The 25,514-nt window shown below is 59.0% G+C and carries 24 protein-coding genes; 16 read left to right on the top strand and 8 right to left on the bottom strand.

Annotated features, from left to right (window positions below):
- Nucleotides 1-64 precede the first annotated feature (64 nt).
- From lysS to GNF76_RS29300, 6 genes are all read left to right on the top strand, one after another.
- Complete coding sequence (gene lysS / locus GNF76_RS02740) at nucleotides 65-1,567, top strand: lysine--tRNA ligase (protein WP_155581654.1); 1,503 nt, start codon at nucleotides 65-67, stop codon at nucleotides 1,565-1,567.
- Nucleotides 1,568-1,673: 106 nt separating this feature from the next.
- Nucleotides 1,674-2,390 (top strand): TetR family transcriptional regulator, encoded by a 717-nt coding sequence (locus GNF76_RS02735; protein WP_178123149.1) that lies wholly within the window; start codon nucleotides 1,674-1,676, stop codon nucleotides 2,388-2,390.
- Between the two features lie 79 nt (nucleotides 2,391-2,469).
- Complete coding sequence (locus GNF76_RS02730; protein WP_169353161.1) at nucleotides 2,470-3,747, top strand: flavohemoglobin expression-modulating QEGLA motif protein; 1,278 nt, start codon at nucleotides 2,470-2,472, stop codon at nucleotides 3,745-3,747.
- Between the two features lie 136 nt (nucleotides 3,748-3,883).
- Nucleotides 3,884-4,798: an alpha/beta hydrolase gene (locus tag GNF76_RS02725; protein WP_155581652.1), complete on the top strand. Its 915-nt coding sequence runs from the start codon at nucleotides 3,884-3,886 to the stop codon at nucleotides 4,796-4,798.
- Nucleotides 4,795-5,121, top strand: a complete 327-nt coding sequence (locus GNF76_RS02720) for a PA3694 family proteiin (RefSeq protein WP_003219233.1) — start codon at nucleotides 4,795-4,797, stop codon at nucleotides 5,119-5,121. The genes GNF76_RS02725 and GNF76_RS02720 overlap by 4 nt, the downstream gene beginning before the upstream one ends.
- A 128-nt stretch (nucleotides 5,122-5,249) precedes the next feature.
- Entirely contained in the window at nucleotides 5,250-5,543 is a 294-nt protein-coding gene (locus GNF76_RS29300; protein ID WP_178123148.1) for a hypothetical protein, read from the top strand.
- 77 nt (nucleotides 5,544-5,620) lie between these two features.
- On the opposite strand, the gene lptF is transcribed toward GNF76_RS29300, so the two are convergent.
- The 3 genes from lptF to GNF76_RS02700 form a co-directional block, all read right to left on the bottom strand.
- On the bottom strand, nucleotides 5,621-6,403 hold the full coding sequence (gene lptF, locus GNF76_RS02710; RefSeq protein ID WP_155581651.1) for a lipotoxin F family OmpA-related lipoprotein LptF: 783 nt from the start codon (nucleotides 6,401-6,403) through the stop codon (nucleotides 5,621-5,623).
- A 56-nt stretch (nucleotides 6,404-6,459) separates the two neighbouring features.
- Entirely contained in the window at nucleotides 6,460-6,882 is a 423-nt protein-coding gene (locus GNF76_RS02705; RefSeq protein ID WP_155581650.1) for a DUF4398 domain-containing protein, read from the bottom strand.
- A gap of 285 nt (nucleotides 6,883-7,167) precedes the next feature.
- Complete coding sequence (locus GNF76_RS02700; RefSeq protein ID WP_155581649.1) at nucleotides 7,168-7,512, bottom strand: pilin assembly protein; 345 nt, start codon at nucleotides 7,510-7,512, stop codon at nucleotides 7,168-7,170.
- Between the two features lie 170 nt (nucleotides 7,513-7,682).
- On the opposite strand from GNF76_RS02700, the gene ppc reads away from it, so the two are divergent.
- From ppc to GNF76_RS02670, 6 genes are all read left to right on the top strand, one after another.
- Nucleotides 7,683-10,328 (top strand): phosphoenolpyruvate carboxylase, encoded by a 2,646-nt coding sequence (gene ppc, locus GNF76_RS02695; protein ID WP_155581648.1) that lies wholly within the window; start codon nucleotides 7,683-7,685, stop codon nucleotides 10,326-10,328.
- A 277-nt stretch (nucleotides 10,329-10,605) separates the two neighbouring features.
- On the top strand, nucleotides 10,606-11,253 hold the full coding sequence (gene adk, locus GNF76_RS02690) for an adenylate kinase (protein ID WP_155581647.1): 648 nt from the start codon (nucleotides 10,606-10,608) through the stop codon (nucleotides 11,251-11,253).
- Nucleotides 11,254-11,342: 89 nt separating this feature from the next.
- A complete protein-coding gene (gene tsaB / locus GNF76_RS02685; protein ID WP_155581646.1) occupies nucleotides 11,343-12,026 on the top strand; it encodes a tRNA (adenosine(37)-N6)-threonylcarbamoyltransferase complex dimerization subunit type 1 TsaB in 684 nt (227 codons plus the stop codon).
- 169 nt (nucleotides 12,027-12,195) lie between these two features.
- Nucleotides 12,196-12,516, top strand: a complete 321-nt coding sequence (locus tag GNF76_RS02680; protein WP_155581645.1) for a hypothetical protein — start codon at nucleotides 12,196-12,198, stop codon at nucleotides 12,514-12,516.
- Nucleotides 12,516-13,376 carry a DUF72 domain-containing protein gene (locus GNF76_RS02675; protein ID WP_155581644.1) on the top strand — a complete coding sequence of 287 codons (861 nt, stop codon included), beginning with the start codon at nucleotides 12,516-12,518 and terminating at the stop codon, nucleotides 13,374-13,376. Before GNF76_RS02680 ends, GNF76_RS02675 begins: the two co-directional genes overlap by 1 nt.
- A gap of 25 nt (nucleotides 13,377-13,401) precedes the next feature.
- The gene (locus GNF76_RS02670; RefSeq protein ID WP_155581643.1) at nucleotides 13,402-14,226 is read left to right on the top strand and encodes an isocitrate lyase/PEP mutase family protein; all 825 of its coding nucleotides are present in this window, start codon (nucleotides 13,402-13,404) and stop codon (nucleotides 14,224-14,226) included.
- A 6-nt stretch (nucleotides 14,227-14,232) separates the two neighbouring features.
- On the opposite strand, the gene GNF76_RS02665 is transcribed toward GNF76_RS02670, so the two are convergent.
- Nucleotides 14,233-14,853, bottom strand: coding sequence for an energy transducer TonB (locus GNF76_RS02665; RefSeq protein ID WP_155581642.1), 621 nt, complete (start codon nucleotides 14,851-14,853; stop codon nucleotides 14,233-14,235).
- A 95-nt stretch (nucleotides 14,854-14,948) separates the two neighbouring features.
- Here GNF76_RS02665 and GNF76_RS02660 point away from each other — a divergent pair, with 95 nt between their 5' ends.
- Nucleotides 14,949-15,731 (top strand): class I SAM-dependent methyltransferase, encoded by a 783-nt coding sequence (locus tag GNF76_RS02660; RefSeq protein WP_155581641.1) that lies wholly within the window; start codon nucleotides 14,949-14,951, stop codon nucleotides 15,729-15,731.
- Here GNF76_RS02660 and GNF76_RS02655 read toward each other — a convergent pair.
- On the bottom strand, nucleotides 15,728-16,366 hold the full coding sequence (locus tag GNF76_RS02655) for a TetR/AcrR family transcriptional regulator (protein ID WP_155581640.1): 639 nt from the start codon (nucleotides 16,364-16,366) through the stop codon (nucleotides 15,728-15,730). The genes GNF76_RS02660 and GNF76_RS02655 overlap by 4 nt on opposite strands.
- A 92-nt stretch (nucleotides 16,367-16,458) precedes the next feature.
- Between GNF76_RS02655 and GNF76_RS02650 the strand changes: the two genes are divergently transcribed.
- The 3 genes from GNF76_RS02650 (at nucleotide 16,459) to GNF76_RS02640 (ending at nucleotide 21,257) form a co-directional block, all read left to right on the top strand.
- Nucleotides 16,459-17,559 (top strand): efflux RND transporter periplasmic adaptor subunit, encoded by a 1,101-nt coding sequence (locus GNF76_RS02650; RefSeq protein WP_155581639.1) that lies wholly within the window; start codon nucleotides 16,459-16,461, stop codon nucleotides 17,557-17,559.
- Between the two features lie 6 nt (nucleotides 17,560-17,565).
- Nucleotides 17,566-20,631, top strand: coding sequence for an efflux RND transporter permease subunit (locus GNF76_RS02645; protein WP_155581638.1), 3,066 nt, complete (start codon nucleotides 17,566-17,568; stop codon nucleotides 20,629-20,631).
- A 164-nt stretch (nucleotides 20,632-20,795) separates the two neighbouring features.
- Nucleotides 20,796-21,257, top strand: coding sequence for a hypothetical protein (locus GNF76_RS02640; protein WP_155581637.1), 462 nt, complete (start codon nucleotides 20,796-20,798; stop codon nucleotides 21,255-21,257).
- A 569-nt stretch (nucleotides 21,258-21,826) separates the two neighbouring features.
- Here GNF76_RS02640 and GNF76_RS02635 read toward each other — a convergent pair.
- From GNF76_RS02635 to plsB, 3 genes are read right to left on the bottom strand one after another with little or no spacing between them, the layout of a single operon-like run.
- Nucleotides 21,827-22,513, bottom strand: a complete 687-nt coding sequence (locus GNF76_RS02635) for a DUF4197 domain-containing protein (RefSeq protein WP_155581636.1) — start codon at nucleotides 22,511-22,513, stop codon at nucleotides 21,827-21,829.
- Nucleotides 22,514-22,538: 25 nt separating this feature from the next.
- Entirely contained in the window at nucleotides 22,539-22,940 is a 402-nt protein-coding gene (locus GNF76_RS02630) for a YbaY family lipoprotein (RefSeq protein ID WP_155581635.1), read from the bottom strand.
- A 51-nt stretch (nucleotides 22,941-22,991) separates the two neighbouring features.
- Nucleotides 22,992-25,496 (bottom strand): glycerol-3-phosphate 1-O-acyltransferase PlsB, encoded by a 2,505-nt coding sequence (plsB, locus tag GNF76_RS02625; protein WP_155581634.1) that lies wholly within the window; start codon nucleotides 25,494-25,496, stop codon nucleotides 22,992-22,994.
- Nucleotides 25,497-25,514 lie beyond the last annotated feature (18 nt).

Here is a 25,514-nt window from a genome sequence, read left to right as displayed (position 1 = left end):
GCCAAGACCTGAAGTCCCCTGCCTCCGGTGGGGGCAACGAACCTGTGATGGAATTTCAAAAGACATGAGCGACCAACAACTCGACCCGCAAGCCCTGCAACAGGAAGAAAACTCCCTGATCGCCCTGCGCAAGGAAAAGCTTGCTGCCGAGCGCGCCAAGGGCAATGCCTTCCCCAACGACTTCCGTCGCGACGCCTACTGCGAAGACTTGCAGAAACAGTACGCCGACAAGACCAAGGAAGAGCTGGCAGAAGCGGCGATCCCGGTCAAGGTGGCAGGTCGCATCATGCTCAACCGTGGCTCGTTCATGGTGATCCAGGACATGTCCGGGCGGATCCAGGTCTACGTCAACCGTAAGACCTTGTCCGAAGAAACCCTGGCCGCAGTGAAAACCTGGGACCTGGGCGACATTATTGCCGCCGAAGGCACCTTGGCTCGTTCCGGCAAGGGCGACCTGTACGTTGAAATGACCAACGTGCGCCTGCTGACCAAATCCCTGCGCCCGCTGCCGGACAAGCACCACGGTCTGTCCGACACCGAGCAGCGCTATCGCCAGCGTTACGTTGACCTGATCGTCAACGAAGACGTGCGCCACACCTTCCGCGTGCGTTCGCAAGTGATTGCCCATACCCGCGCCTTCCTGATGAAGCGTGACTTCCTGGAAGTGGAAACGCCGATGCTGCAAACCATCCCGGGTGGTGCTGCGGCCAAGCCGTTCGAGACTCACCACAATGCGCTGGACATGGAAATGTTCCTGCGTATCGCGCCTGAGTTGTACCTCAAGCGCCTTGTGGTGGGCGGCTTCGAAAAAGTGTTCGAGATCAACCGCAACTTCCGTAACGAAGGCGTTTCGACTCGTCACAACCCGGAATTCACCATGTTGGAGTTCTACCAGGCCTACGCCGACTACGAAGACAACATGGACCTGACCGAGGAGCTGTTCCGCGAACTGGCAGAGCTGGTCCTGGGGACTACCGATGTGCCGTATGGCGACAAGGTGTTCCACTTCGGCGAGCCGTTCGTACGCCTGTCGGTGTTCGATTCGATCCTCAAGTACAACCCTGAACTGACCGCCGATGACCTGAACGACATCGACAAGGCCCGCGCCATTGCCAAGAAAGCCGGTGCCAAGGTGCTGGGCTTCGAAGGCCTGGGCAAATTGCAGGTGATGATTTTCGAAGAACTGGTGGAGCACAAGCTGGAACAGCCGCACTTCATTACCCAGTACCCGTTCGAAGTCTCGCCGCTGGCCCGTCGCAACGATGACAACCCGAACGTCACCGACCGCTTCGAGCTGTTCATCGGTGGCCGTGAAATCGCCAACGCCTACTCCGAGCTCAACGATGCGGAAGACCAGGCCGAGCGCTTCATGGCCCAGGTGGCCGACAAGGACGCCGGCGACGACGAAGCCATGCACTACGATGCCGACTTCGTCCGCGCCCTGGAGTACGGCATGCCGCCAACCGCCGGTGAAGGTATCGGTATCGACCGTCTGGTGATGCTGTTGACCAACTCACCGTCGATCCGTGACGTGATCTTGTTCCCGCACATGCGGCCACAAGCGTAACCGTAGCGAATCAAAAGCCGCCTTTTATAAGGCGGCTTTTTTGTGTGGCCTGAACAAGCGTCAAGCTTCCAGCGCCTGGCTTTAACCTCTTCCAAGGATGTGTGTCGTGAACCGCGTATTGGCTAAAGAAGGCGCCGCTGGCATCGCTGCTGCCGTGGTTGAAAGTGTTCAGTATCAGGGCCGCAAGGCGAGCCGGCAGGGCAGTGAACAGCGCAGACAAGATATCCTCGATGCCGCCATGCGGATTGTCGTGCGTGAAGGTGTGCGCGCCGTTCGGCACCGGGCGGTGGCTGCCGAGGCGGGGGTGCCGTTATCGGCCACCACCTATTACTTCAAGGACATTGATGACCTGCTCACCGACACCTTCGCCCAGTATGTGGAGCGCAGCGCGGCTTTCATGGGCAAACTGTGGGTACGTAACGAAGGCTTGCTGCGGGAAATGGTGGCCTATGGTGATGGCAGTGCGCAGTCACGTTCGCAGTTGGCCGATGACATTGCGCGGCTGACCGCTGACTATGTCCAGCGGCAATTGCACAATCGTCGTGAACACCTGATGGCCGAGCAGGCATTTCGCCAGGAAGCACTGTTGAACCCGCGCCTGGCGGATCTGGTACGTTCCCACCAGCAAATCCTGTTGCAGGGCACTTGCCAGTTTTTTCAGGTGCTGGGTTCCAGCGAGCCGCAACAGGATGCCAGGGTGTTGACGGCGATTATCGGTCGGATGGAATATCAGGGCCTGCTTGGCGGGCCAGAGCCTCTGACGGGCGAAGAGATGCTTGAAATTCTCAAGCGTCACATGCATCTGGTGCTGGCTTCGGTGTAATGATCGCGCAAAAGGTACTACCGTTGAGACCATGCGCTACCGGCGTGCGGACACATAACGTTTAAAGAGGGAGCATCGGGTGGACGATTACCAGCAGACGATACGCACCTTGTCTGATCGCATTGTGCTGGCGCAAACACCGATTCGTGTCCTTGATGCGGTGAAGTGGGACGAGAATATTCGCAAGGGTTTTCTCAAGGCCAAGGGCAAGGAAATGCCGGCGGTTGACCGCGACTATTACCTTAATCGCCCCCTCTCGTTCGATTCCAGCGCGGTGAAACTGGAGTTTCAGAACATCGAGCGCGATATCACTCGCACCCTCGGCCAGTTCAGCCCGGTGGGGCAGATCATGCGACGCATGTGCCGGGAATACCGCATGGTGGTGCGCATGCTTGAGGCCCGCGGCACGGCGGATTTCGGCCTGATTTCCCAGGAACTGTATGGCGCCGCTTCCGACGCGTTCCACGCCGGTGACCCAACCCTGGCCGACCTCGGCCTGATGCTCTCCGATTACCTGAATAACATTGATGGCCGTGGCGATCTCAAGGACGAAGCCAAGACCTTGACCGCCAAAGATGCCGTCAACTTGCTGCAAAGCCGCCTGAACAAAGTATTTGGCGAAGCAGAAGAAACCATCCGGGTGTTCGAGTCCGATGGCATCGTGGCCGACGCGGCGGCGGGGGCCGACTACATCAAGATTCGCGCCGACGCGATGTTCAACGACCGCGACGTGCGTGCCCTGGAAGTCCACGAAGGCCTGGTGCATGTAGGCACCACCCTCAATGGCCAGAACCAGCCGATCTGCACCTTCCTCTCGAAGGGGCCACCGTCGTCCACCGTCACTCAGGAAGGCCTGGCAATCCTGATGGAGATCATCACTTTCGCCTCTTACCCCAGCCGCCTGCGTAAATTGACCAACCGTACCCGCGCCATTCACATGGTGGAGGAGGGGGCAGACTTCCTGCAGGTCTACGAATTCTTCCGCGAGCAGGGCTTTGAAATGGCCGAAAGCTACGGCAACGCCAGTCGTGTGTTCCGTGGCTCGGTGCCCAATGGTCTGCCGTTTACCAAGGATTTGTCCTACCTCAAGGGCTTTATCATGGTTTACAACTACATTCAGTTGGCCGTGCGCAAAGGCAAACTGGAGCAGGTGCCGTTGCTGTTCTGTGGCAAGACCACTCTGGAAGACATGCGTACCTTGCGCCAGTTGGTGGACGAAGGGCTGGTGGTGCCTCCCAAATATTTGCCGGAGCAGTTCCGCGACATGAATGCCCTGGCGGCCTGGATGTGCTTCTCCAACTTTCTCAACCACCTGAGCCTGGATCGGATCGAGGCGGATTACTCCAATATCCTGTAGCCGCACCCCGTTCCTGTAGCCGCTGGCGCAGCCTGCGATAAGGCCGAAGACCTTCAGCGATTTCGATAACCTGCGCCTCTTCGAGGCGTTCGCAGGCTACAGGTTGATGTGCAATTCAATTGCGAGGCTTCAACGGATGAGAATCCTCGGCATTATTTGCCTGCTACTGACCTTGAACGGCTGCAGCTCGTTGCTGTTCTACCCCGAACCGGGCCTGCCGTTCACTCCAGAGCAAGCCCGCCTGCAATACCGCGACGTCACCCTGACCACCGCCGACGGCCTCAAACTTCATGCGTGGTGGTTACCGGCCAAAGCCGGTGTGCCCATCAAAGGCACGGTGCTGCACCTGCACGGTAACGGTGGCAACCTGTCTTGGCACTTGGGCGGTAGCTGGTGGTTGCCGGGGCAGGGTTATCAAGTGTTGTTGCTGGACTATCGTGGCTATGGCCTGTCCGAAGGCAAACCTTCGTTGCCCGCGATCTATCAAGACCTGGACGCTGCTTTCAACTGGATCGATAAGGCCCCTGAAACCCAGGGTCAACCGTTGATCGTCCTCGGCCAAAGCCTGGGCGGCGCACTGGCGGTGCATTACTTGGCCGAGCATCCCGAGCGTCAGCGACAACTCAAGGCCATTGTCCTGGACGGCGTGCCGGCCAGTTATCGTGATGTAGGACAATTCGCCCTGAGCACTTCCTGGTTAACCTGGCCGTTCCAGGTACCGTTGTCGTGGCTGGTGCCGGACGCCGACAGCGCGATCAACGCCATGCCGCAGCTGACAGGCGTGCCGAAATTGCTGTTCCACAGTCTGGATGACCCGATCGTGCCGCTTTCCAACGGTATCCGCCTGTATCAAGCTGCGCCACCGCCGAGGGTGCTGCAATTGACCCGGGGTGAGCATGTGCAGACATTTGCCGACAAGACCTGGCAAACCGTGATGCTGCGCTACCTCGACGACCCGCAGCATTTCAATGGCCTGCGCCGCCTGGGGGAAATCCCCAATTACCCGGCCGCCCCGAATTCCAAAGTTGAATCATCAGAGAGCCCGCAATGAGTGAAGAACGCAACATGATTCCCCTGATCCTCACCGGTATCGGCACCATCATCGGCACCGTGGGCTGCTTGTGGTACTACGGCTATCTGCATTTCGCCAAGCCGGAGGATGCGTTGCTGCTCAGTGATTTCACCATGCTCAAGACTGTGCCAGGTGAGGATTACAAAATCTCCCTGACTCCGGCAGCCCAGGTGGCGCAATGCGTCGATGGTGTGTTGGTGCTGTTCGACACCGAGCAGAAAGGCCTGACCGGTGTGCTGGTGAACAGCAAGAAACAGGCTGTGCGGTGCATGGGGCAGGAAACGCCGCAGCTTGAGCAATAGCCGTAGGAATAGGCTCGGTTCCTACCTGCCTATCAGAAGCTCGGAACCATATCGTGTAAGAGACCACTGAACGGATTGTCAGCGCAGCTGATAAAAAACTTATGAATAGTTAACTGTGAGGTGTGTATATGGGTATGGGCGTTGGTGGTATGGGTGGCATGCAGGGGCTGGGTCAGAACATGGGCCTGGGGCAGGAGCAGCAGCAGGGCATGGACCCTGAGATGCTTAAAAAACTCCTGGAAATGATGATGGGTGGTGCCCAAGGTGGTGGTGGTGCTCAAGGTGGTGGCGGTGCCCAAGGTGGCGGTGGCAGTCAGGGTGGCAACGCAGGAGGCCAATCCGGAGCTATGGACCCGATGAATCAACAAAACCTGCAGGGTATGATGCCGCAGGACAACAATAACCCAGTTCAATTCGGATAAAGTAAAAAAGCCCCCTTGCACTGAAGGAGGCTCATTGTTGGAAGCCCCATCAATCAGTGGGGCTTCCTGTCAATCCGTTACTGGATCGACGAACGCGGTTTGACCGGCTGGTTGTCGTTGGAAATGGTCACTTCAACACGGCGGTTCATGGCACGGCCCGAAACGCTGCCGTTGTCGGCAACCGGGTATTCCTTGCCATAGCCCTGGGTCACGATGCGCGAAATATCCACGCCTTGTTGAGCCAGTGCACGCTGTACGGAAGCCGCACGGCGCTCCGACAGGCTCTGGTTGTAGGCGTTGGAGCCGGTGCTGTCGGTGTAGCCTTCGACAATCACTTTACGGTCCGGATTTTCCCGCAGGAACTGCCCCAGTTTGGTGATGTTTACCAGGCCGCTGGATTTCAGATCGGACTTGTTGGTGGCAAACAGCACGTCACCGAAAGTCACCAAGGTACCGCGATCAGTCTGCTTGGCGTTCAAGCTGTTTTGCAGTTGCTTGATCTGCGCGTCACGGGCTTCGAGCAGCGCGCGGGCACGTTGGTCACCGGCGTTTTTCAACTGGGCTTCTGAGGTGCGCAGGGCGATGGTGTCCTTGGCGACTTCAACGCGCTGGTTGGTCAGGTAGGCCAACTGGTCGACTTTCTTCTCGTCATCGTTGTCACGATAGGCCTTGTCGGCCTTGTCCAGCCAGTCGCTGGCATCCTTGGTTTCCAGTGCCGCGACTTTGGTGGCTTGCGGGTTGGCTTGCAGGGCCGAGAAGTTGGTCCGTGCGTTTTCCAGGTTTGCGTTCGGCGGGGTGGAACAGGCCGCCAGGGCAACGCTCATCGCCAGCAGGGCAGGGATCATCAATTGTTTACGCATAATGGTGTCGTCCTTTCAATTCGATTTCGGGTGCAAGGCAATCAGAGGTCAGTCACTTACTGTTGGATAACAGCTGGACGCATACCTTCGTGACGCAGCTCCTGAACAGCTTTCTGGGAATCCTTCACGGCTTGCTCAGCTTTGGCAGCCTGGGCTTTACGCTCGGCGACGCGAGCATCCCACTCGGCTTGTTCGGCCAGGCGACGCGCGTCGTCATACTTCTTGTCGTGCATGGCAATTTCGGCTTGCTTGAGCTTGTCCTGGGCCGATTTCATTTCCACGGCTGCAAACTCGGTACCGCCGGCGCTGACGGCGCTGTTCACCGCTGACTGGGTCACGGCGTACTGCTCGGTTGGCGGGTTACCGGCGCAACCGGCCAAAACGAAGCTGGTACCGATTGCCAACGCGGCCAATTTGAGCCCGCGCAGGTGGTTAAACGAGGATTTGGCAGTGCTGGTCTTCATGGTCTTCAACTCCATTGGGTAACTCCTCAAAAACATCAAAATCCATCGCCGGTTTGCTGTGTGTGCAGGGTCTGGCGGTAAGTTCCAGGACGCCTTTCAAACGGCTGTTCCAAGTGATGGCTTACTGGCTGTGACCTGAGGGTTTTTTGAATAGTTCAGAGAAGATGGCGCTTTGCCTAAATATTTTTTTGACTGAATAGTCAGCGTTTAAAAGTTTGAACTTTCGTCAGGCACAGAGGTATTACGGGCCTCTTAGAGGCCCGTAATACCTGGGGGAGATTGGTTTTTAGCGGATGTTTATCAGTGTTTTTGCTTATCGGGTTGAGCCGACAAATCGTGCAAGTAACGTCGAGACAAAGTGAGAAAGCGCGGTGTAGGGCCGACGTCTTCGTACAGCGGATCACCTTCTTCATCCGTGGCAATCACATGCTGGCCCTTGATGTAAGGAAAGCTGGTTTCCAACTCTTCGAGTGCCGCGCCAATCAGTTCGCCGAGTAGCGCTTCGGTGTGCCGTTTGGGGTACATCTCGCAGAGTGCCGCGAGCCTGGCGGCGGCTTCTACATCCAGATGGATGGCGTATTCAGTTTTGGTCAGGCGACCCTTGGCGTTTTCTTCCCAATGCTGGGCCAATTCTCGGATTTTCATGACGACCTCGATAAGCGCTCAGGTAAGCGGGCAATCCTGCGAACCGCATAGTTGAGACTAGCTGTAAGCCACAAGGTTTAAAGTCAATTCTGCTGGTCCTTGTAAGAAGCCGGCGTGGGCGGCACTCTTGAGAGTCAAAGCATCCCGGATTTCTGGCTGGAGATTGGCTGATGAGCGATATCGATGCACGTTTGCGTGAAGATGTTCACCTGCTGGGTGAACTGCTGGGCAACACGATCCGAGAACAGTACGGCGACGAGTTTCTCGACAAGATCGAGCAGATTCGTAAAGGCGCCAAGGCTGATCGACGGGGTGCTGCATCGGAGCAGGCCGCCGGCGAAGAGCTGAGTGCCAGCCTTAATCAGCTCAAGGAAGACGAACTGCTGCCAGTGGCACGGGCCTTCAACCAGTTCCTCAACCTGGCCAACATCGCCGAGCAATACCAGTTGATCCACCGTCGCGACGAGTCGACGCCTGCGCCCTTCGAGTCACGGGTATTGCCTGAACTGCTGGCGCGTCTGCAGAGTGAAGGCCACAGCAGCGAATCCCTGGCGCGCCAGTTGGGCCGCCTGGAGATCGAACTGGTCCTCACTGCTCACCCTACTGAAGTCGCCCGCCGTACCCTGATCCAGAAATACGACGCCATCGCTGCACAATTGGCCTTGCAGGATCACCGCGACTTGACCACGGCCGAGCGCGAGCAGATCCGCCAACGCCTGCAACGCTTGATCGCCGAGGCCTGGCACACCGAAGAAATTCGCCGCACCCGACCGACCCCTGTAGATGAAGCCAAGTGGGGCTTTGCGGTGATCGAGCACTCCCTGTGGCACGCCATCCCTAATTACTTGCGCAAGGCCGACCTTGCCTTGCACGCCGCCACAGGCCTGCATTTACCCCTGGAAGCAGCGCCGATTCGCTTTGCGTCGTGGATGGGCGGCGACCGTGACGGCAACCCGAATGTTACCGCACCGGTCACCCGCGAAGTGCTGCTGCTGGCCCGTTGGATGGCCGCTGACCTGTACTTGCGCGATATCGATCACCTGGCATCCGAACTGTCGATGCAACAGGCCAGCCCTGAGTTGCAGGCCAAGGTCGGTGACAGCGTTGAACCTTACCGGGCGCTACTCAAACAACTGCGTGAGCGTCTGCGTGCTACGCGCCAATGGGCTCACACCTCGTTGGCCGGCAGCACCCCGGCGCCCGCTGAGGTCCTGCAAAATAATCGCGACCTGCTGGAGCCGCTGGAGCTGTGTTACCAGTCCCTGCATGCCTGCGGCATGGGGGTGATTGCCGACGGCCCGTTGCTTGATTGCCTACGGCGTGCGGTGACCTTTGGCCTGTTCCTGGTGCGTCTGGATGTGCGTCAGGATTCCAGTCGTCATTGCGCGGCCATGACTGAAATCACTGATTACCTGGGCCTGGGGCGTTACGAGGATTGGGATGAGGATGCACGCATCAGCTTTCTGATGCGCGAACTGGCCAATCGACGGCCGCTGCTGCCGGCCTATTTCAAACCGTCCGCCGACACTGCCGAAGTGCTCAATACCTGCAAGGAAATTGCTGCCGCGCCGGCAGCGTCCCTGGGGTCTTATGTGATCTCCATGGCCGGTGCCGCCTCCGATGTTCTGGCGGTGCAACTGCTGCTCAAGGAGTCCGGCGTGCAGCGGCCGATGCGCGTGGTGCCGTTGTTCGAGACCCTCGCCGACCTGGATAACGCAGGCCCGGTGATCGAACGCCTGTTGCTGCTCCCAGGCTATCGCTCGCGCTTGCAGGGGCCGCAGGAAGTGATGATCGGCTACTCCGATTCGGCCAAGGACGCAGGCACTACGGCTGCAGCCTGGGCGCAATACCGGGCCCAGGAGCGGCTGGTGGACATCTGCCGTGAACAGCAGGTGGAACTGCTGTTGTTCCATGGCCGCGGCGGCACCGTTGGACGTGGCGGCGGTCCAGCCCACGAGGCGATTCTGTCGCAGCCGCCGGGTTCGGTGGCCGGGCGTTTTCGCACCACCGAACAAGGTGAAATGATCCGTTTCAAGTTCGGCCTGCCAGACATCGCCGAGCAGAATCTGAACCTGTACCTGGCGGCCGTGCTGGAGGCGACCTTGCTCCCGCCGCCGCCGCCTGAACCCGCATGGCGCAACTTGATGGATGAATTGGCAGCCGATGGCGTCAGCGCTTATCGCGCAGTGGTGCGGGAAAATCCGCAGTTCGTCGAGTATTTCCGACAGTCCACCCCCGAACAGGAACTGGGCCGCTTGCCTTTGGGCAGCCGGCCAGCCAAGCGCCGCGCTGGCGGCATCGAAAGCTTGCGGGCGATTCCGTGGATTTTCGGTTGGACCCAGACCCGCTTGATGCTGCCAGCCTGGCTCGGCTGGGAAGCGGCCTTGAGCAAGGCTCTGGAGCGCGGTGAAGGCGAGTTGCTGGAGCAGATGCGCGAGCAGTGGCCGTTCTTCCGTACCCGCATCGATATGCTGGAGATGGTCCTGGCCAAGGCCGACGCCGATATTGCCCGGCTCTATGACGAACGTCTGGTACAACCTGATCTGCTGCCACTGGGTGTGCACTTGCGCGACCTATTGTCGCAGGCATGCAGTGTGGTGCTCGGCCTGACCGGCCAGTCGCAGCTGTTGGCCCATAGTCCGGACACCCTGGAGTTCATCCGCCTGCGCAACACTTACCTTGACCCATTGCACCTTTTGCAGGCCGAACTGTTGGCACGGTCTCGACAACAGGAAGCGGCGCAGGACAGCCCTCTGGAACAGGCGTTGCTGGTGTCCGTGGCGGGGATTGCCGCCGGTTTGCGTAATACCGGCTGACAATTCTGAAGGGTTCTCAAGGGCTTGCAGATAAAGCCCAGCGTTGCCGGGAAAGGGGTGGCGCTGGGTTTTGCAGCCGGGCTGCGCCTGGCGATACCCGCGCTATGAGGCCTGTGCGGCGCGGATTCCTCCTACTTTTGGCGGCTTGTGTGGTTAAGGCCTGCTGTGTATCTTGATCAGCCTTTGGCCGTTTGTGCGGCCATGACCCTTTTTTCCGAGATTGGCCCCATGAGGCGAATCCGAGCGTCATCTCTATAAAAAATTGAGGAGCACATCGATGCGCGTCATTCTGCTGGGAGCTCCCGGGGCCGGTAAAGGTACTCAGGCAAAGTTCATCACTGAAAAATTCGGCATTCCACAAATCTCCACCGGCGACATGCTGCGTGCTGCCGTCAAGGCCGGCACCGAGCTGGGCCTGATCGCCAAGAGCGTGATGGACAGCGGTGGCCTGGTGTCCGATGACCTGATCATCAACCTGGTCAAGGAACGCATCAGCCAGGACGACTGCAAGAACGGTTTCCTGTTCGACGGTTTCCCGCGCACCATTCCTCAGGCTGAAGCCCTGGTGAAGGCCGGCGTCGAACTGGACCACGTGGTGGAAATCGCCGTCGAAGACGAAGAGATCGTGCAGCGTATTGCCGGTCGTCGTGTTCACGAAGCGTCGGGTCGCGTTTACCACATCGTTTATAACCCGCCAAAAGTGGCAGGCAAGGACGACGTCACCGGTGAAGACCTGGTGCAGCGTAAGGACGACACTGAAGAAACCGTGCGTCATCGCCTGTCGGTCTACCACTCCCAGACCAAACCGCTGGTGGATTTCTACCAGAAACTCTCGGCTGCCCAGGGCAAGCCGAAGTACAGCCACATCGAAGGTGTGGGTTCGGTGGAAGCCATTACTGGCAAAGTACTGAACGCGTTGAGCTGATCCTGTCTCCGCTTGACTGACAACGGCCCGCTTGCGGGCCGTTGTTGTTTATACTGGCGCACTTTTTTTCAACTTGGACGCAAACACCGATGAGCACCTTGCTGGCCCTGGACACCGCGACTGAAGCTTGCTCCGTTGCCTTGCTGCACGATGGCAAGGTAACGAGCCACTACGAGGTGATTCCGCGCCTGCATGCGCAAAAGCTGTTGCCGATGATCAAGCAGTTGCTGACCGATGCGGGCACCACCTTGTCGGCGGTCGATGCCATTGCCTTCGGCCGCGGTCCGGGTGCGTTCACCGGTGTACGGATTGCCATCGGCGTGGTCCAGGGCCTGGCGTTTGCCTTGGAGCGCCCGGTGTTGCCGGTGTCGAACCTGGCGGTGTTGGCGCAACGAGCGTTTCGTGAGCACGGCGCGCATCAGGTCGCGGCGGCTATCGATGCACGCATGGATGAGGTCTATTGGGGCTGCTATCGGGAAACCGCTGGCGAGATGCGCCTGGTGGGTGTTGAAGCCGTGCAGCCGCCCGAAGTAGCCGCGTTGCCAGACGATGCCAGCGGAGAATGGTTTGGTGCTGGCACTGGCTGGGGTTATGCCGAGCGCATCGGCGTGAAACTCAGTGGCCAGGATGCGGGCATGTTGCCTCACGCTGAAGACTTGCTGGCCCTGGCGCGATTTGCCTGGGCGCGGGGCGAGGCGATTCCGGCGGATCAGGCGCAACCGGTGTATTTGCGCGATAAAGTGGCGCAGACCAAGGCTGAACGCCAACTTTGATGGACCCTACGAATAGGGGAGCCAGGCTGCTCCCAAACACCACCAACCGTCAGAAATTCCCACGCGCTTTTAAACCTTTGTCTATTTATGTGTTCTAGTTATCACCAGAGCATTTGCGCGCCAAGGAAAGTGCCGCTAAATTGCCATCATTGATACCGGGTTTGCATGCATGCGTATAGACGGCTTCTCCTCTCAGTCCTACCCCCTCAAGCGTAAGCCACGCAAGGCTAACGTGATGGTAGACGAGTCCGTCGAGGACTCGCCTGACTTCGTTGAAGTCCAGTCCGAAACGCCGTCAGGTTCAACTGTTTCTACGCGCTCCCAAGGTTCTGCCGGTGCCCGCATCGGCGCTGTTCCGGCCCGCCAGCAAGACATGATTTTCCCGCGCTCAATGAGCAAAAGCGTTGCCAACGCCTTGGCCAGCTACCTGACCACCGCCGGCTTTGTCGAATGGGATATGGAAGTGCTGGGTCTCGATATCCATATCTGATGCCGTTGCCTTACTACCTGGGTTGCCCGTCCTGGAGTGAAAACGCCTGGCGCGATTACCTGTACCCCCAAGACGCCCGCCCCAACGACTACCTCGCTCTCTATTCCCAAGTCTTCAACGCGGTTGAAGGCAACACCACGTTTTACGCCCGCCCTTCGGCGGCCACCGTGCAGCGCTGGGCGGAGATCATGCCGGAACACTTTCGTTTTACCGCCAAGTTCCCCGGCGATATCAGCCATGGCGGGGATCTGCGTGAGCAACTGCCGGCAGCGGAGAGTTTCCTCGGGCTGATGAGCCCTTTGGGGCAGCGAGTTTCACCGTTATGGCTGCAATTACCGGCCAGTTTTGCGCCACAACGGCTGGCGGAACTGGCCGGGTTTATTGATGGGTTGGAGCGACCGCTGGCGGTAGAAGTGCGTCACCCGGATTTTTTTGCCAGGGGCGATGCCGAGCGGATGCTCAACCGTCTGTTGCGCGACCGCGGCGTCGAGCGCATTTGCCTGGATCCCCGTGCCTTGTTCAGTTGCACGTCCACTTCGGCGGCAGTGCTGCATGCCCAATCGAAGAAGCCCAAGGTGCCGCCTCGTCCGGCCGCATTGACCCAGTTCCCCCAGGTGCGATTTATCGGTCACCCCGAACTGGAAGCCAACGACCCGTTCCTGGTGCCATGGATCGAAAAGGTCGCCTTCTGGATTGAAGAGGGCCGCACGCCCTATGTGTTCCTGCACACCTCGGACAATCGCCTGGCGGCGCAATTGGCCCTGCGTTTCCATGAAAAGCTGATGGCGCGTTTGCCTGGCTTGCCAGCCTTGCCTGAGCTATACAGGGAACCTGCTGCGGAGCAACTGGGGTTGCTCTGAGCGCCTTTCTTACAAGGAGCGAGCAATGGACCCACAAATCCAGCGTGCTGAAACTTTCAAGGCCCTGCATGAGCGTGACCGTGCGTTCGTCATGCCCAATCCCTGGGATGCCGGTTCCGCGAAAATGCTCACCAGCCTCGGCTTCGAGGCCTTGGCCACCACCAGCGCCGGTTATGCCTTCAGCCTCGGGCGTCCGGATGCCGAAGGCGCGTTGTCCCTGGAGGACACGCTGCACAACACCGTAATGATTGCCCAAGCTACGGTACTGCCGGTGGCCGCCGACCTGGAAAACGGTTTCAGCGATACCCCTGACGGTTGCGCTCAAACTATTCTTCGGGCGGCTGCCACAGGCATCGTCGGTGGATCTATCGAAGATGCCACCGGCATAGCCGTCGATCCGATCTATCCCTTTGATTTGTCGGTCGAGCGTATTGAAGCTGCTGTTGCCGCCGCTCGCAGTCTGCCATTCCCGTTCATGCTGACGGCCCGTGCGGAAAATCTCCTGCATGGAAAGCTGGATCTGCCTGACACTATTCGCCGCTTGCAAGCCTACGCCGAGGCCGGTGCCGATGTGCTGTATGCGCCAGGGTTACGCAGTGCCGAGGAAGTCTTGGCGGTGGTACGGGCGGTGGCGCCCAAACCGGTGAATGTGTTGATGTCGGGCGGGCTCAAGCTCACGGTGGCGCAGTTGAGTGAGATGGGCGTCAAACGCATCAGTGTCGGTTCGGCCATGGCGCTGGCGGCCTATGGTGAGTTCTTTAGGGCGGCCCAGGAGATTCACGACCTCGGCACGTTTACCTTCACCGAGCGTTCGATGTCGTATCAACAGGCCAGCCAGTTGGTCAGGTAACGAGAATCAGGCGGCCAGGCGCAGGTTATTGAGGATCAGTGGACGCGCCCATTGGCAGTCGTAGTCCAGTTGCTTCTGCTGTTCGACCAGTTCTTGTGGCGGGAATGGTTCGGCAGCGGGCGGCAGCAGGTCCAGTTCGAACTCGGCAATTGGCAAGTGCAGCGGCTGTGGTTGCGGTGCCGGGCCGGGTTCTGGCAGGGGTTGGCCGGCGGTCAGTACGAGAGGGCGAACCCAGCCACTTTCGAAGTTCTGCTGGCGCTGCTGGGCCACGATTTCATCCGGCGGGAATGGCACAGCGGCGGGTGGCAGCAGGTCCAGTTCGAATTCGGCAATCGGCAGGAACAGCGGTTCAGGCGGGGCGATCTCGGTGTCCTGCACGTCGCATTGGCGTTGGGTGACGATTTGGCTCAGCAGGTCGCTGCCTTCCCGAGGCTCTACCGAAGCATCCACCGGTGCCGGTGTTTTTTTGGAGAGCGTCCCCGCATCCTCACCTAACTGCTCGGCCAGCGCCCGGGCGAAGAAGTCCTGCCACACATGACTGACCCCGGCCAGCGCTTGGGTATTGCGCAGGCCGTAGTGGTTGTGGGTCGGCAGTACACCGATGGGTAGGGAATGAATGTCTGACATTTCTCTCGGTCGACGCTCAGCTCTGGCAAAATGCCTGATCATTTTTTTATCGGCCGCTTTTTGCCGATCCTTAATATTTTTGAGCGTAGCGACTGATGAACGAACAACCAGCGGCCAGCCGCATTCGGGTCGAGGCCCTGACCGAAGGCTTTCAAGCCCGGGCTCAGCAGTGGGCCGAGCAGCTTGGGCTGCCTTTGCAACTGGAGGAGGCTGACTTTGCCCTGCAAGTCGGTGAGCACGGTTTGCAACTGCAACAGCTTGGGCCTGATGCGCCAGGGCCGGTGCGAGTGGATTTTGTCGAAGGTGGCGCGGCCCACCGGCGCTTATACGGGGGGGGCAGCGGGCAGATGATTGCCAAGGCCGTCGGCGTCGCCCAGGGCGTGCGCCCGCGCGTTCTGGATGCCACGGCCGGCCTGGGCAAGGATGCGTTCGTGCTGGCCAGCCTGGGCTGCGAGATGAGCCTGATCGAGCGTCAGCCGTTGATCGGCGTTTTGCTGGAAGATGGCCTGGCCCGTGGCGCAGACGATTTTGAAGTGGCACCGATTGTCGCGCGGATGACTTTGCTCAAGGGCAATTCCATTGATGTCATGCGCAACTGGGAAGGTGAGCCGCCACAGGTGATTTACCTGGACCCGATGTTTCCCCATCGTGAGAAAACCGCCTTGGTGAAGAAGGAAATGCGCCTGTTCCGGCCATTGGTGGGGGACGATCCCGACGCACCAGCGTTGCTGGCTGCCGCGTTGGCCCTGGCCAGCCACCGGGTGGTGGTCAAGCGCCCGCGAAAGGCCCCGTGCATTGAAGGCCCCAAGCCGAGCCATGCGCTGGATGGCAAGTCCAGCCGGTATGACATTTATCCGAAGAAGGCGCTCAAGTCTTAGGTGGCGCGATACGCCCGTATAAATAACCCCACCACGTCCTGCACGTGCTCCTCGGCGGCTGCGTCACTCAGCTGCCCGCCACAGCCATACAGCAACTGAAAATTCGCCGTGCCTTTGAGCAGGCAGAAAAAATGCTCGGCGGCGGTCAGCGGTTTGTCGATGCTCAGGGCGCCGCTCTGGTCAATCCTGGCCAGCAAGCGTTCCATACCCTGCAACATCCGCAGGGGCCCGGCTTCGAAAAAGATCTGTGACAGCTTTGGGTCCTGGCTGCCGGAGGTCATCATCAAACGATGCAGGTTCACCGACTCATCGCTGTTGATCAGCACGTGAAAGCCGCGAGCGATATTTAGCAGCACCTTTTCCACGGGTACGCCGTCCGGCAACTCGAAATACATCACCGGCAGCTGCTCTTCGCACTTGGCGACCACGGCCGCGGAGAACAGCGTCTCTTTGTCGGTGAAGTGGCTGTAGACCGTCAGTTTTGAGACGCCGGCTTCCACGGCCACGGCATCCATGCTGGTACTGGCGTAACCATTGCTCAAGAACAGGATTTTCGCTGCCTCAAGGATTGCCTGGCGCTTTGCCATGTCCTTGGGACGCCCGGGGCTATTGGTGTTTACAAGATTGTCGGACATTTTCACTTTAATACTGGACTGGTGAGTTTGGTATTAATAACATACCGGCCAGTATAATTATTCCTAGCACTATTAGCGAAAGGTCCTTCAGCATGCGCAGCCTTGTCCTGCCCCTCGCGTTGCCTGTCAGCCTGGCATTTCTATTGGCTGCCTGCGGCCATGAAGAAGCGACCCAAGCCTCCATCCGCCCGGCCATGGTGGTTCAGCCACAGCCTTCGGCCCAGGCGATGGACAGCTACCCGGGTGAAGTGCGCGCTCGTTACGAGCCAGACCTGGCTTTTCGCATTGGTGGCAAAGTCAATCGCCGACTGGTGGAGGAGGGCGAGCGGGTCAAGGCTAACCAGTCCCTGGCAGAACTCGATCCCCAGGACGTGCGCCTGCAATTGGAAGCCACCCGCGCCCAGGTCGCTGCCGCTGAGGCCAACCTGAGTCTGGTGCGTGCTGAACGTGATCGCTACAAGACCCTGATGGATCGTCAGATGGTCAGCCGCTCCCAGTACGACAATTCCGAAAACATGTACCGCGCAGGCGAGGCACGCCTCAAGCAGATCAAGGCCGAGTTCGACGTGGCCAACAATCAGGCTGGTTACGCCGTGCTGCGGGCGCCCCAGGACGGGGTCGTGGCCAAACGTGCGGTGGAAGTGGGTCAGGTGGTGTCCGCCGGCCAGACGGTGTTCACCCTGGCCACCGACGGTGAGCGGGAAGTGCTCATCAGCCTGCCGGAACAAAGTTTTGGCCGCTTCAAGATTGGCCAGCCGGTTTCCGTGGAGTTGTGGAGCCAGCCGGACCAGCGTTTCAACGGGCGGATCCGCGAGCTGTCGCCAGCGGCGGATCCCAAGTCGCGGACTTTCGCCGCGCGTGTCGCCTTTACCGGTGGCAAAGTCCCGGCGGAGCTGGGGCAGAGCGCCCGAGTATTCATACAAGCCGACGGCGTTATTCCTCTTTCCGTACCGCTGTCTGCCTTGAGTGCGGAGAACGGTGCGTCCTACGTCTGGCGGGTACAGCCCGACAACACCCTCAAGCGGGTACCGGTGCGGATCGGCGCCTTCGGCGAGAAAAACGTACCGGTGCTGGAAGGTCTGAACCCCACCGACTGGGTAATTGCTGCTGGTGTCCATGTGCTCCATGAGGGCCAGCAAGTGCGCCCGGTGGATCGCTCCAATCGGGTAGTGAATCTGGCGGCCAAGGAGTAGTCCCCGATGGGTTTCAATCTTTCCGAATGGGCGTTGCGTAATCGCCAGATCGTACTGTTCCTGATGATCCTGCTGGCCGTAGTGGGCGCCTTGTCCTACACCAAGTTGGGGCAAAGCGAAGACCCGCCGTTCACCTTCAAGGCCATGGTCATCAAGACCAATTGGCCGGGTGCTACGGCCCAGGAAGTTTCGCGCCAGGTCACCGAGCGCATTGAAAAGAAACTGATGGAGACTGGCGAGTACGAGCGCATTGTTTCCTTCTCGCGGCCAGGGGAATCCCAGGTCACTTTTATTGCCCGGGACTCCATGCATTCGGCGCAAATTCCTGACCTGTGGTATCAGGTGCGCAAGAAGATCAGCGACATTCGTCAGACCCTGCCGCCGGACATTCAGGGCCCGTTTTTCAATGATGAGTTCGGCACTACCTTCGGCAATATCTACGCGTTGACCGGTGACGGTTTCGACTATGCCGTGCTCAAGGATTACGCCGATCGCATCCAGATTCAGCTGCAACGAGTGCCGGATGTGGGCAAGGTTGAATTGCTCGGTTTGCAGGACGAGAAGATCTGGATCGAGTTGTCGAACCTCAAGCTGGCGACCCTTGGCTTGCCATTGGCCGCCGTGCAGAAGGCATTGCAAGAGCAGAACGCGGTGTCTACCGCCGGCTTCTTTGAAACACCGAGCGAGCGCGTGCAGCTGCGTGTGTCCGGCAATTTCAAGACCGTGGAAGAAATCCGCAACTTCCCGATTCGTGTGGGTGACCGCACTTTCCGCATCGGCGATGTGGCCGAGATCCACCGTGGCTTCAACGATCCACCCGCACCGCGCATGCGTTACATGGGTAACGACGCGATCGGCCTGGCAGTGGCTATGCGGGACGGTGGTGACATTCTGGTGTTGGGCAAAGCCCTGGAACATGAATTCGCGCGTCTGCAGAAGAACCTTCCCGCAGGTATGGAGCTGCGCAAAGTGTCTGACCAACCAGCGGCGGTGAAAACCAGCGTCGGCGAATTCGTCCGGGTTCTGGCCGAGGCCCTGGCCATTGTGTTGCTGGTGAGTTTCTTCTCGTTGGGCGTACGTACTGGCATGGTGGTCGCACTGGCGATTCCACTGGTGTTGGCGATGACCTTTGCCACGATGTATTACCTGGGGATTGGCTTGCACAAGATCTCTCTCGGTGCGTTGGTGCTGGCCCTTGGATTGCTGGTGGATGACGCGATCATCGCCGTGGAGATGATGGCGATCAAAATGGAACAGGGTTACGACCGGCTCAAGGCCGCCAGTTTCGCCTGGACCAGTACTGCCTTTCCGATGCTCACGGGCACCCTGATTACCGCTGCTGGCTTCCTGCCGATTGCCACTGCGCAGTCGAGTACTGGCGAATACACCCGTTCGATCTTCCAGGTGGTGACCATCGCGCTGTTGGCCTCCTGGGTTGCCGCCGTGGTGTTCGTGCCTTACCTGGGGGAGAAGCTCCTGCCGGACCTGGCGAAGATTCATGCAGCCAAACAGGGTGCCGATGGCCCGGATCCCTACGGCACACCGTTTTATCAGCGGGTAAGACGCTTGGTGGAGTGGTGTGTGCGGCGCCGCAAAACGGTGATCGTGCTGACGCTGCTGCTGTTTATCGGCTCGGTGGCGCTGTTTCGTTTTGTGCCCCAGCAGTTCTTTCCGGCCTCCGGGCGACTGGAGCTGATGGTCGACCTGAAATTGGCCGAAGGCGCCTCCTTGAGCAACACCGCTGACCAGGTCAAGCGTCTGGAAGGCCTGCTTAAAGAACACGCCGAGATCGAAAACTATGTGGCTTACGTTGGCACAGGGTCGCCACGTTTCTACTTGCCGCTGGATCAGCAATTGCCGGCCGCGAGTTTTGCCCAATTTGTGGTCCTGGCCAAGACCATCGAGGAGCGTGAAAGCCTGCGCACCTGGCTGATCGAAACCCTGAATGAACAATTCCCGGACTTGCGTTCACGTGTCACGCGTCTTGAGAACGGTCCACCCGTTGGTTACCCGGTGCAGTTCCGCGTCACAGGTGAACACATCGAGGAAGTACGCGTATTGGCGCGCAAAGTGGCGGCCAAGGTTCGCGAAAATACTCGCGTAGTCAACGTGCACCTGGACTGGGAGGAACCGAGCAAGATCGTTTATCTCAATGTCGATCAGGATCGCGCGCGCGCCTTGGGTGTCAGCACCGCGAATCTGTCGAAATTTCTCCAGAGTTCCCTCACCGGTTCCAGTGTCAGCCAATACCGGGAGGACAACGAGTTGATCGAAATCCTCTTGCGCGGCACCGTGCATGAACGCACCGAGCTGTCGTTGCTGCCGAGCCTGGCGGTTCCGACCGACAACGGTAAAAGCGTCGCGCTGTCGCAGATCGCGACCTTGGAATACGGCTTTGAAGAAGGCATCATCTGGCACCGCAACCGGCTGCCGACGGTCACCATTCGCGCTGATATCTACGGCAAGGAACAACCGGCGACCCTGGTCCAGCAGATTTTGCCGACCCTGGAAGGCGTACGTGCCGAGCTGCCGGATGGCTACCTGCTGGAGGTCGGCGGCACGGTAGAGGATTCCGCCCGTGGGCAGAACTCGGTCAAGGCCGGGGTGCCGCTATTTATCGTGGTGGTGCTGACTTTGCTGATGCTGCAACTGCGCAGCTTCTCACGCACGGCCATGGTCTTTCTGACCGCGCCATTGGGTCTGATCGGCGTCACATTGTTCCTGCTGATATTCCGTCAGCCGTTTGGTTTTGTGGCGATGCTGGGGACTATCGCACTGTCGGGAATGATCATGCGCAACTCGGTGATCCTGGTGGACCAGATCGAGCAGGACATCAAGGCAGGGTTGGCTCCATGGCAGGCCATTATTGAAGCGACCGTCCGACGTTTTCGGCCGATTGTGCTGACCGCTCTGGCGGCGGTACTGGCGATGATCCCGCTGTCGCGCAGCGTATTCTTCGGGCCGATGGCGGTGGCTATCATGGGTGGATTGATTGTGGCGACAGCGTTGACGCTGTTGTTTCTGCCGGCGCTGTATGCGGCGTGGTTCAGGATCAAACCATCGACTTTGTAGGGGGCCGTCGGAAGAAAATGTCGACGCATTGGAACTGACGACGATGCTTTTAGCACACAAGAAAGCGTGCCCGTTCAGCGGCGGCGTTTTCAGCAGGGTTTCACTGCCTTCCCTGGTCATTGAGCCCTGTCGTCAGGAACAAACCAGACATAAGGAATACGATCATGGCTTTTTTCTTACCTCTCTTGGCGGCTATTGCTGCGCCGGTTCTTAAGGCCATAGGAGTGGGGGTAGTCAGTGGCGCAGCAGCTTTTGGTGCAACCAAGGCGATGGAAGCAATCACCAAGAGTGAGCCCGCCAGCCCGACCAAAGAGGATGATCCTCCCGTTAAGATGGCTATTGGCTTGGCCGACACTCAAACGACAGTAGGAGAGGTTGTAGCGCAGCCCGATAATACCCTTCCCGCGTCGGTACCGGCCCCTGATGCATCAGCAGAGATTGCAACCCGCGCAACCCTTGCTCCCCGCACAGCATTTGCGGTACCAGTGCCCCGCGAAAAGCTTGCCGAGCAGGTACCCCATACCCCTTTTGCTGAAGCTGAATCTCCCGTCGCACAGCCCTCTGCGCGCCCCGCAGTGCTGGCTGGCGTACCTCCAGCGATGCCGCTCACTTCTTTGCCTATTTAGTCGTCAGCGGCTCGGCTAGCGATTTGGGCCAGATAGCTACCGACGGGCAAGGCCAATAATAATCCAGGGGCGGTGTTTCACGACGTAGGCGGTGCCCCTGTGCAGAGCGTGGAGTTGTAATGCGTCGGGTCAAGGAACCTTTTTAGCCTCCATGCCACTTAGGATTACCTGATAAACAGGTTGTTTCTTCTGGCGATGAGGTCGCGGAAGATTAACTCTAAAAATGATGTTAAGGGGTATGTATGTTACTTAGTTTGTTGACGTTGCCTTTACAGCTGATGGGCATGGGTATGGGAAGAGGGTGTGGCAATCATAGAAATCACAAGCCTGACGTGAATATCCATATTAATAACGAAAATAACAACCTGAACAACAATAGTAATGGGGTCTCGATAAGTTCAAGTTCTAACTTTAATCGAGCTATTCGCTACTAAATACATTGTTTCGGTTGGCGTTGATAACGTTCTGTTCCGGTGTTAGTAATCAAAGTTCATATAAAAGCGCCCTGAGTTATTTAGGGCGCTTTTATAGATGTCGTAAACATTCCTTGGTGGCTGCCTGTTATGTTTCTACAGCGCCCCGAAGACTTTCTTGGCTAAGCTGGTAGCTGCCGCCGCCGGATTCTTGCGAATGCTTTCTTCCTGCTGGGCAATCATCTTGAACAACCCATCCAGCGCTTGCTCGGTCACGTAGTTTTCGATGCTGGACCCCTTGTCACCCAGCAAACCCATCGGGGCTTTTTTGGCGAGGGCGTTGTACTGCTGAGCGACACCGACCTTGTCAGTGGATTGCTTGACGATGGGCAGGAACTTGGCGCGGATCTGCTCGCGGCTGCTTTTGTCCAGGTACTGGGTCGCCGAGTCCTGGCCGCCGCTGAGGATGCCTTTGGCATCGCTCACGCTCATGTTTTTCACGGCATTCACCAGAATCGGCTGGGCCTGGGTCACCGCGGATTCGGCCGCTTTGTTCATGCTGGTTTCAAGTTGCGTGAGCTGGTCGCCCATACCGAGCATTTTCAGTGCGCCGGCGGCTTTGTCCAACTTGCCCGGCAAGCCGATTTTTACTTCGGGGTTATTGCTGAAACCACCGGGTACGCCCAGTTGTTTGACGGCAATCTGCGCACCTTGGGTCAAGGCGTCCTTGAGGCCGCCAGTGGCGTCCCCCTGGGACAGGTCGCCCAGTGACAGGGCCATGGCGTTGGCACCGAGCAGCAGGCCGGCACACAGGGCGGTCAAGCGAAGAGAGTTACGGAGCATGGGTGCTTCCTTTTGTCTGAGGGAGTCAGTGGGCAACCGCATCGACGCGCAGGCGCAACGGCTGGGGATCCTGGCCGTTCAACTGCACTGAATGCCGCTCGGTGGTGATAAACAGTAGCTTGCCATCCAGTTCGATGCGAGCGCTGACCGAATAGCTATGGCCAGGTTTGACTTGGGCAGGGTCGTAGCTCAGGTGAAACGGTAGCGGCACCTGGCCTTTGACCGGGCCTTTCTGCTCGGCCAGGGTCACTGCGGGTGCGTCCATCAGGGAGACATCTTGCAGGCTGACACTCAAGGTCGCGGCCGGTGGCAGGGCGATGCGTTGCAGGTAGAACACTTCGCCGTCGAGGCTGGCCTTGGGAGTAGGGTTCATGGTTTGGCAGGCTCCCAGCAATGCAGTCAGGCCCAGCAGGATGAGTTTTTTCATGGTACAGCTCCTTGTCAACGGCGCCAGAAACACCCTGGCGCCTCGGTAAATCTAGCGGGTTTCTTCAGGTACGGAGGGCTTCTCGGTCAGTTCTTCATTGCGATGTAACGCCACCTGGCGAATCGACAGGCGAATCTCCGCCGGCAACACGCGCTTGGCTGCGCCTTCGGCCAGCTCGCCGAGCAATGGGTGATAGCTCAGCTTGCCAGCTTCATCGCGGCGCAGCACATCTTGCTCCAGCAGGGTCTGGATGAAGTGTCGGAAAAGGCTTTTATCGAAGAACTCCGGTGCATTCAGGCCATGCAGGATCGACAGGCGCTGGGCCATGACCGTACACAAGTCTTCCAGTTCTTCGGCGCTGATACTGTTCTGGCCACTGTTGAGCAGCAGCGAGATGGCCATATAGAAGCGCTGCAGGGTCTGGGCGATGCTCTTGGACAACAGCGTCAGCAGCACAAAGTGCCGAGAACTTGGGGCCGGGCGCAGGTAGACCTCATTCTCAAAGCGCAGCAGGCCTTGTTCGACAAAGGCTTCGAGCCACTGGTCGACCACCGCATCCAGTTCGTCGAGGGACCAACGGATAAACAGCTCTGATTGCAGGTACGGGTAGAGCGCGCGGGTGTAGCGCAGGATCTGTTCGCGGCTCATGCGCGAACTGCTCTGGAAGAAACTGGCCAGCAACGCCGGCAGGGCGAAGATGTGCAGCACGTTGTTGCGGTAGTAGGTCATCAGGACGGCGTTCTGCTCGTCCAGGTACAGAATCTTGCCCAGGGCATCGCTCTGTTCCGACAGCAGTTGCATGTCCTTGACGTGCTTGATCAGCGCCTGGCCATCGCCTTCGGGTAACGTGGTGTGCGGTGAGTAGGGCACCTTGCGCAGTAGCGCGAGGTACAAATCCAGCACCCGTGCCATGGACTGGTCATCCAGGGCCAGGCGGCTGGTGGACAGCAGTGCCAGCGCCACCAGATTGACCGGGTTGATCGCCGCCGCTTCGTTCAAGTGTTGTGCCACCCGCTCGCCGAGGCGGTTGGTGGTTTCGTTGAGCCAGGCTGGCTTGTAGTTCGGTCCCAGCTCCTGGGCCCGCCAGTCGGGTTGTTCCTGGTCGAGGAATTCGGCGAGCTTGATCGGTTCGCCAAAGTTCACGGCGACCTGGCCAAAGCGCTGTTTCAACGCGCCGATGACCTTGAAGATATCGAAAATCGATTCTTTCTTCTTGCTGGCACCGCGCAGTTCGCCCAGGTAGGTACGGCCTTCCAACACCCGCTCGTAACCGATGTACACCGGCACAAACACGATCGGCATGCGTGAGGAACGCAGGAAGCTGCGCAGGGTAATCGCCAGCATCCCGGTTTTCGGTTGCAGCATGCGCCCGGTGCGGGAGCGCCCACCCTCGACGAAGTATTCCACCGGGAAGCCCTTGGTGAACAGGGTGTGCAGGTATTCGTTGAACACCGAGGTGTACAGCGGGTTGCCCTTGAAGGTGCGGCGCATGAAAAACGCCCCGCCACGCCGCAGCAGGCTGCCGATCACCGGCATGTTCAGGTTGATCCCGGCCGCGATGTGCGGCGGGGTCAGGCCGTTCTTGAACAGCAGATAGGAGAGCAGCAGGTAGTCGATATGGCTGCGATGGCACGGCACATAAATGACTTCATAACCTTGGGCGACCTTTTGCACGCCTTCGATGTTGTTGACCTTGATGCCGTCGTAGATCTTGTTCCAGAACCAGCTCAGCACCACTTCCAGGAAGCGGATCGCGGTGTAGGTGTAGTCCGAGGCGATCTCGTTGCCGTAGCGCAGGGCCTGGGCCTTGGCTTTCTCCGGGGTGATCTTCTCCCGTTCGGCTTCATCGAGGATCGCCTGGCGTACCAGCGGCATGTTCACCAGGCCCTTTACCAGATTGCGGCGATGGGACAGGTCGGGACCGATCACGGCGGTCTTCAGGTTGCGAAAATGCACCCGCAGGATCCGCTGGGCCATCCGTACGGTGCGTTCGTGGCCTTTATTGTGCTCGATCAACTCGCGCAGGTTGATCGGGGCGGAGAATTGCACCCGGGTCTTGCGGCCGAGGATCAGAATACTCAGCAGGCGGCGCAGGCGGCCGGTGACGGCCCAGCTGTCGGCGAACAGCAGTTTCCACGGGCTGGATTCGCTGTCCGGCGACTGGCCCCAGAACACGCTGACCGGAATGATTTGTGCATTCTCTTCGGGGTGCTCGGTCAGGGCATTGACCAGGCGGGTCAGGGTCGGTGGTGCACCGCGCTTGTCCTGGCGACCGAGCCAATCCGGGTCTGGCGTCAGGTAGAAGAACGCAGCGGGTTCCAGCAGTGCGCCAACCGACACGGGCAGCACCGGGCGCGGCAGGCCGGCCTTGGTGCACTCGGTATCGACCACGGCCAATTCGGTCAGGGAGGGGGATTGCAGGACATAAAACACCGGTCGGCTGCGGTCGAGATTCAGGGTAAGGGACGACTGGTTGATCGTCTCCGAGCGAACCCAGAGGTACAACAGTCGGCGCAAGGTGCCAAATACCAGACGGCGAAATGGAGAACGGGTCATACGGCTTCTGCTTTGAGT

The sequence above is a fragment of the Pseudomonas spelaei genome (assembly GCF_009724245.1).
In the GTDB taxonomy this organism is placed as follows: domain Bacteria; phylum Pseudomonadota; class Gammaproteobacteria; order Pseudomonadales; family Pseudomonadaceae; genus Aquipseudomonas; species Aquipseudomonas spelaei.
This window is presented reverse-complemented; position numbering and strand designations above follow the sequence as displayed.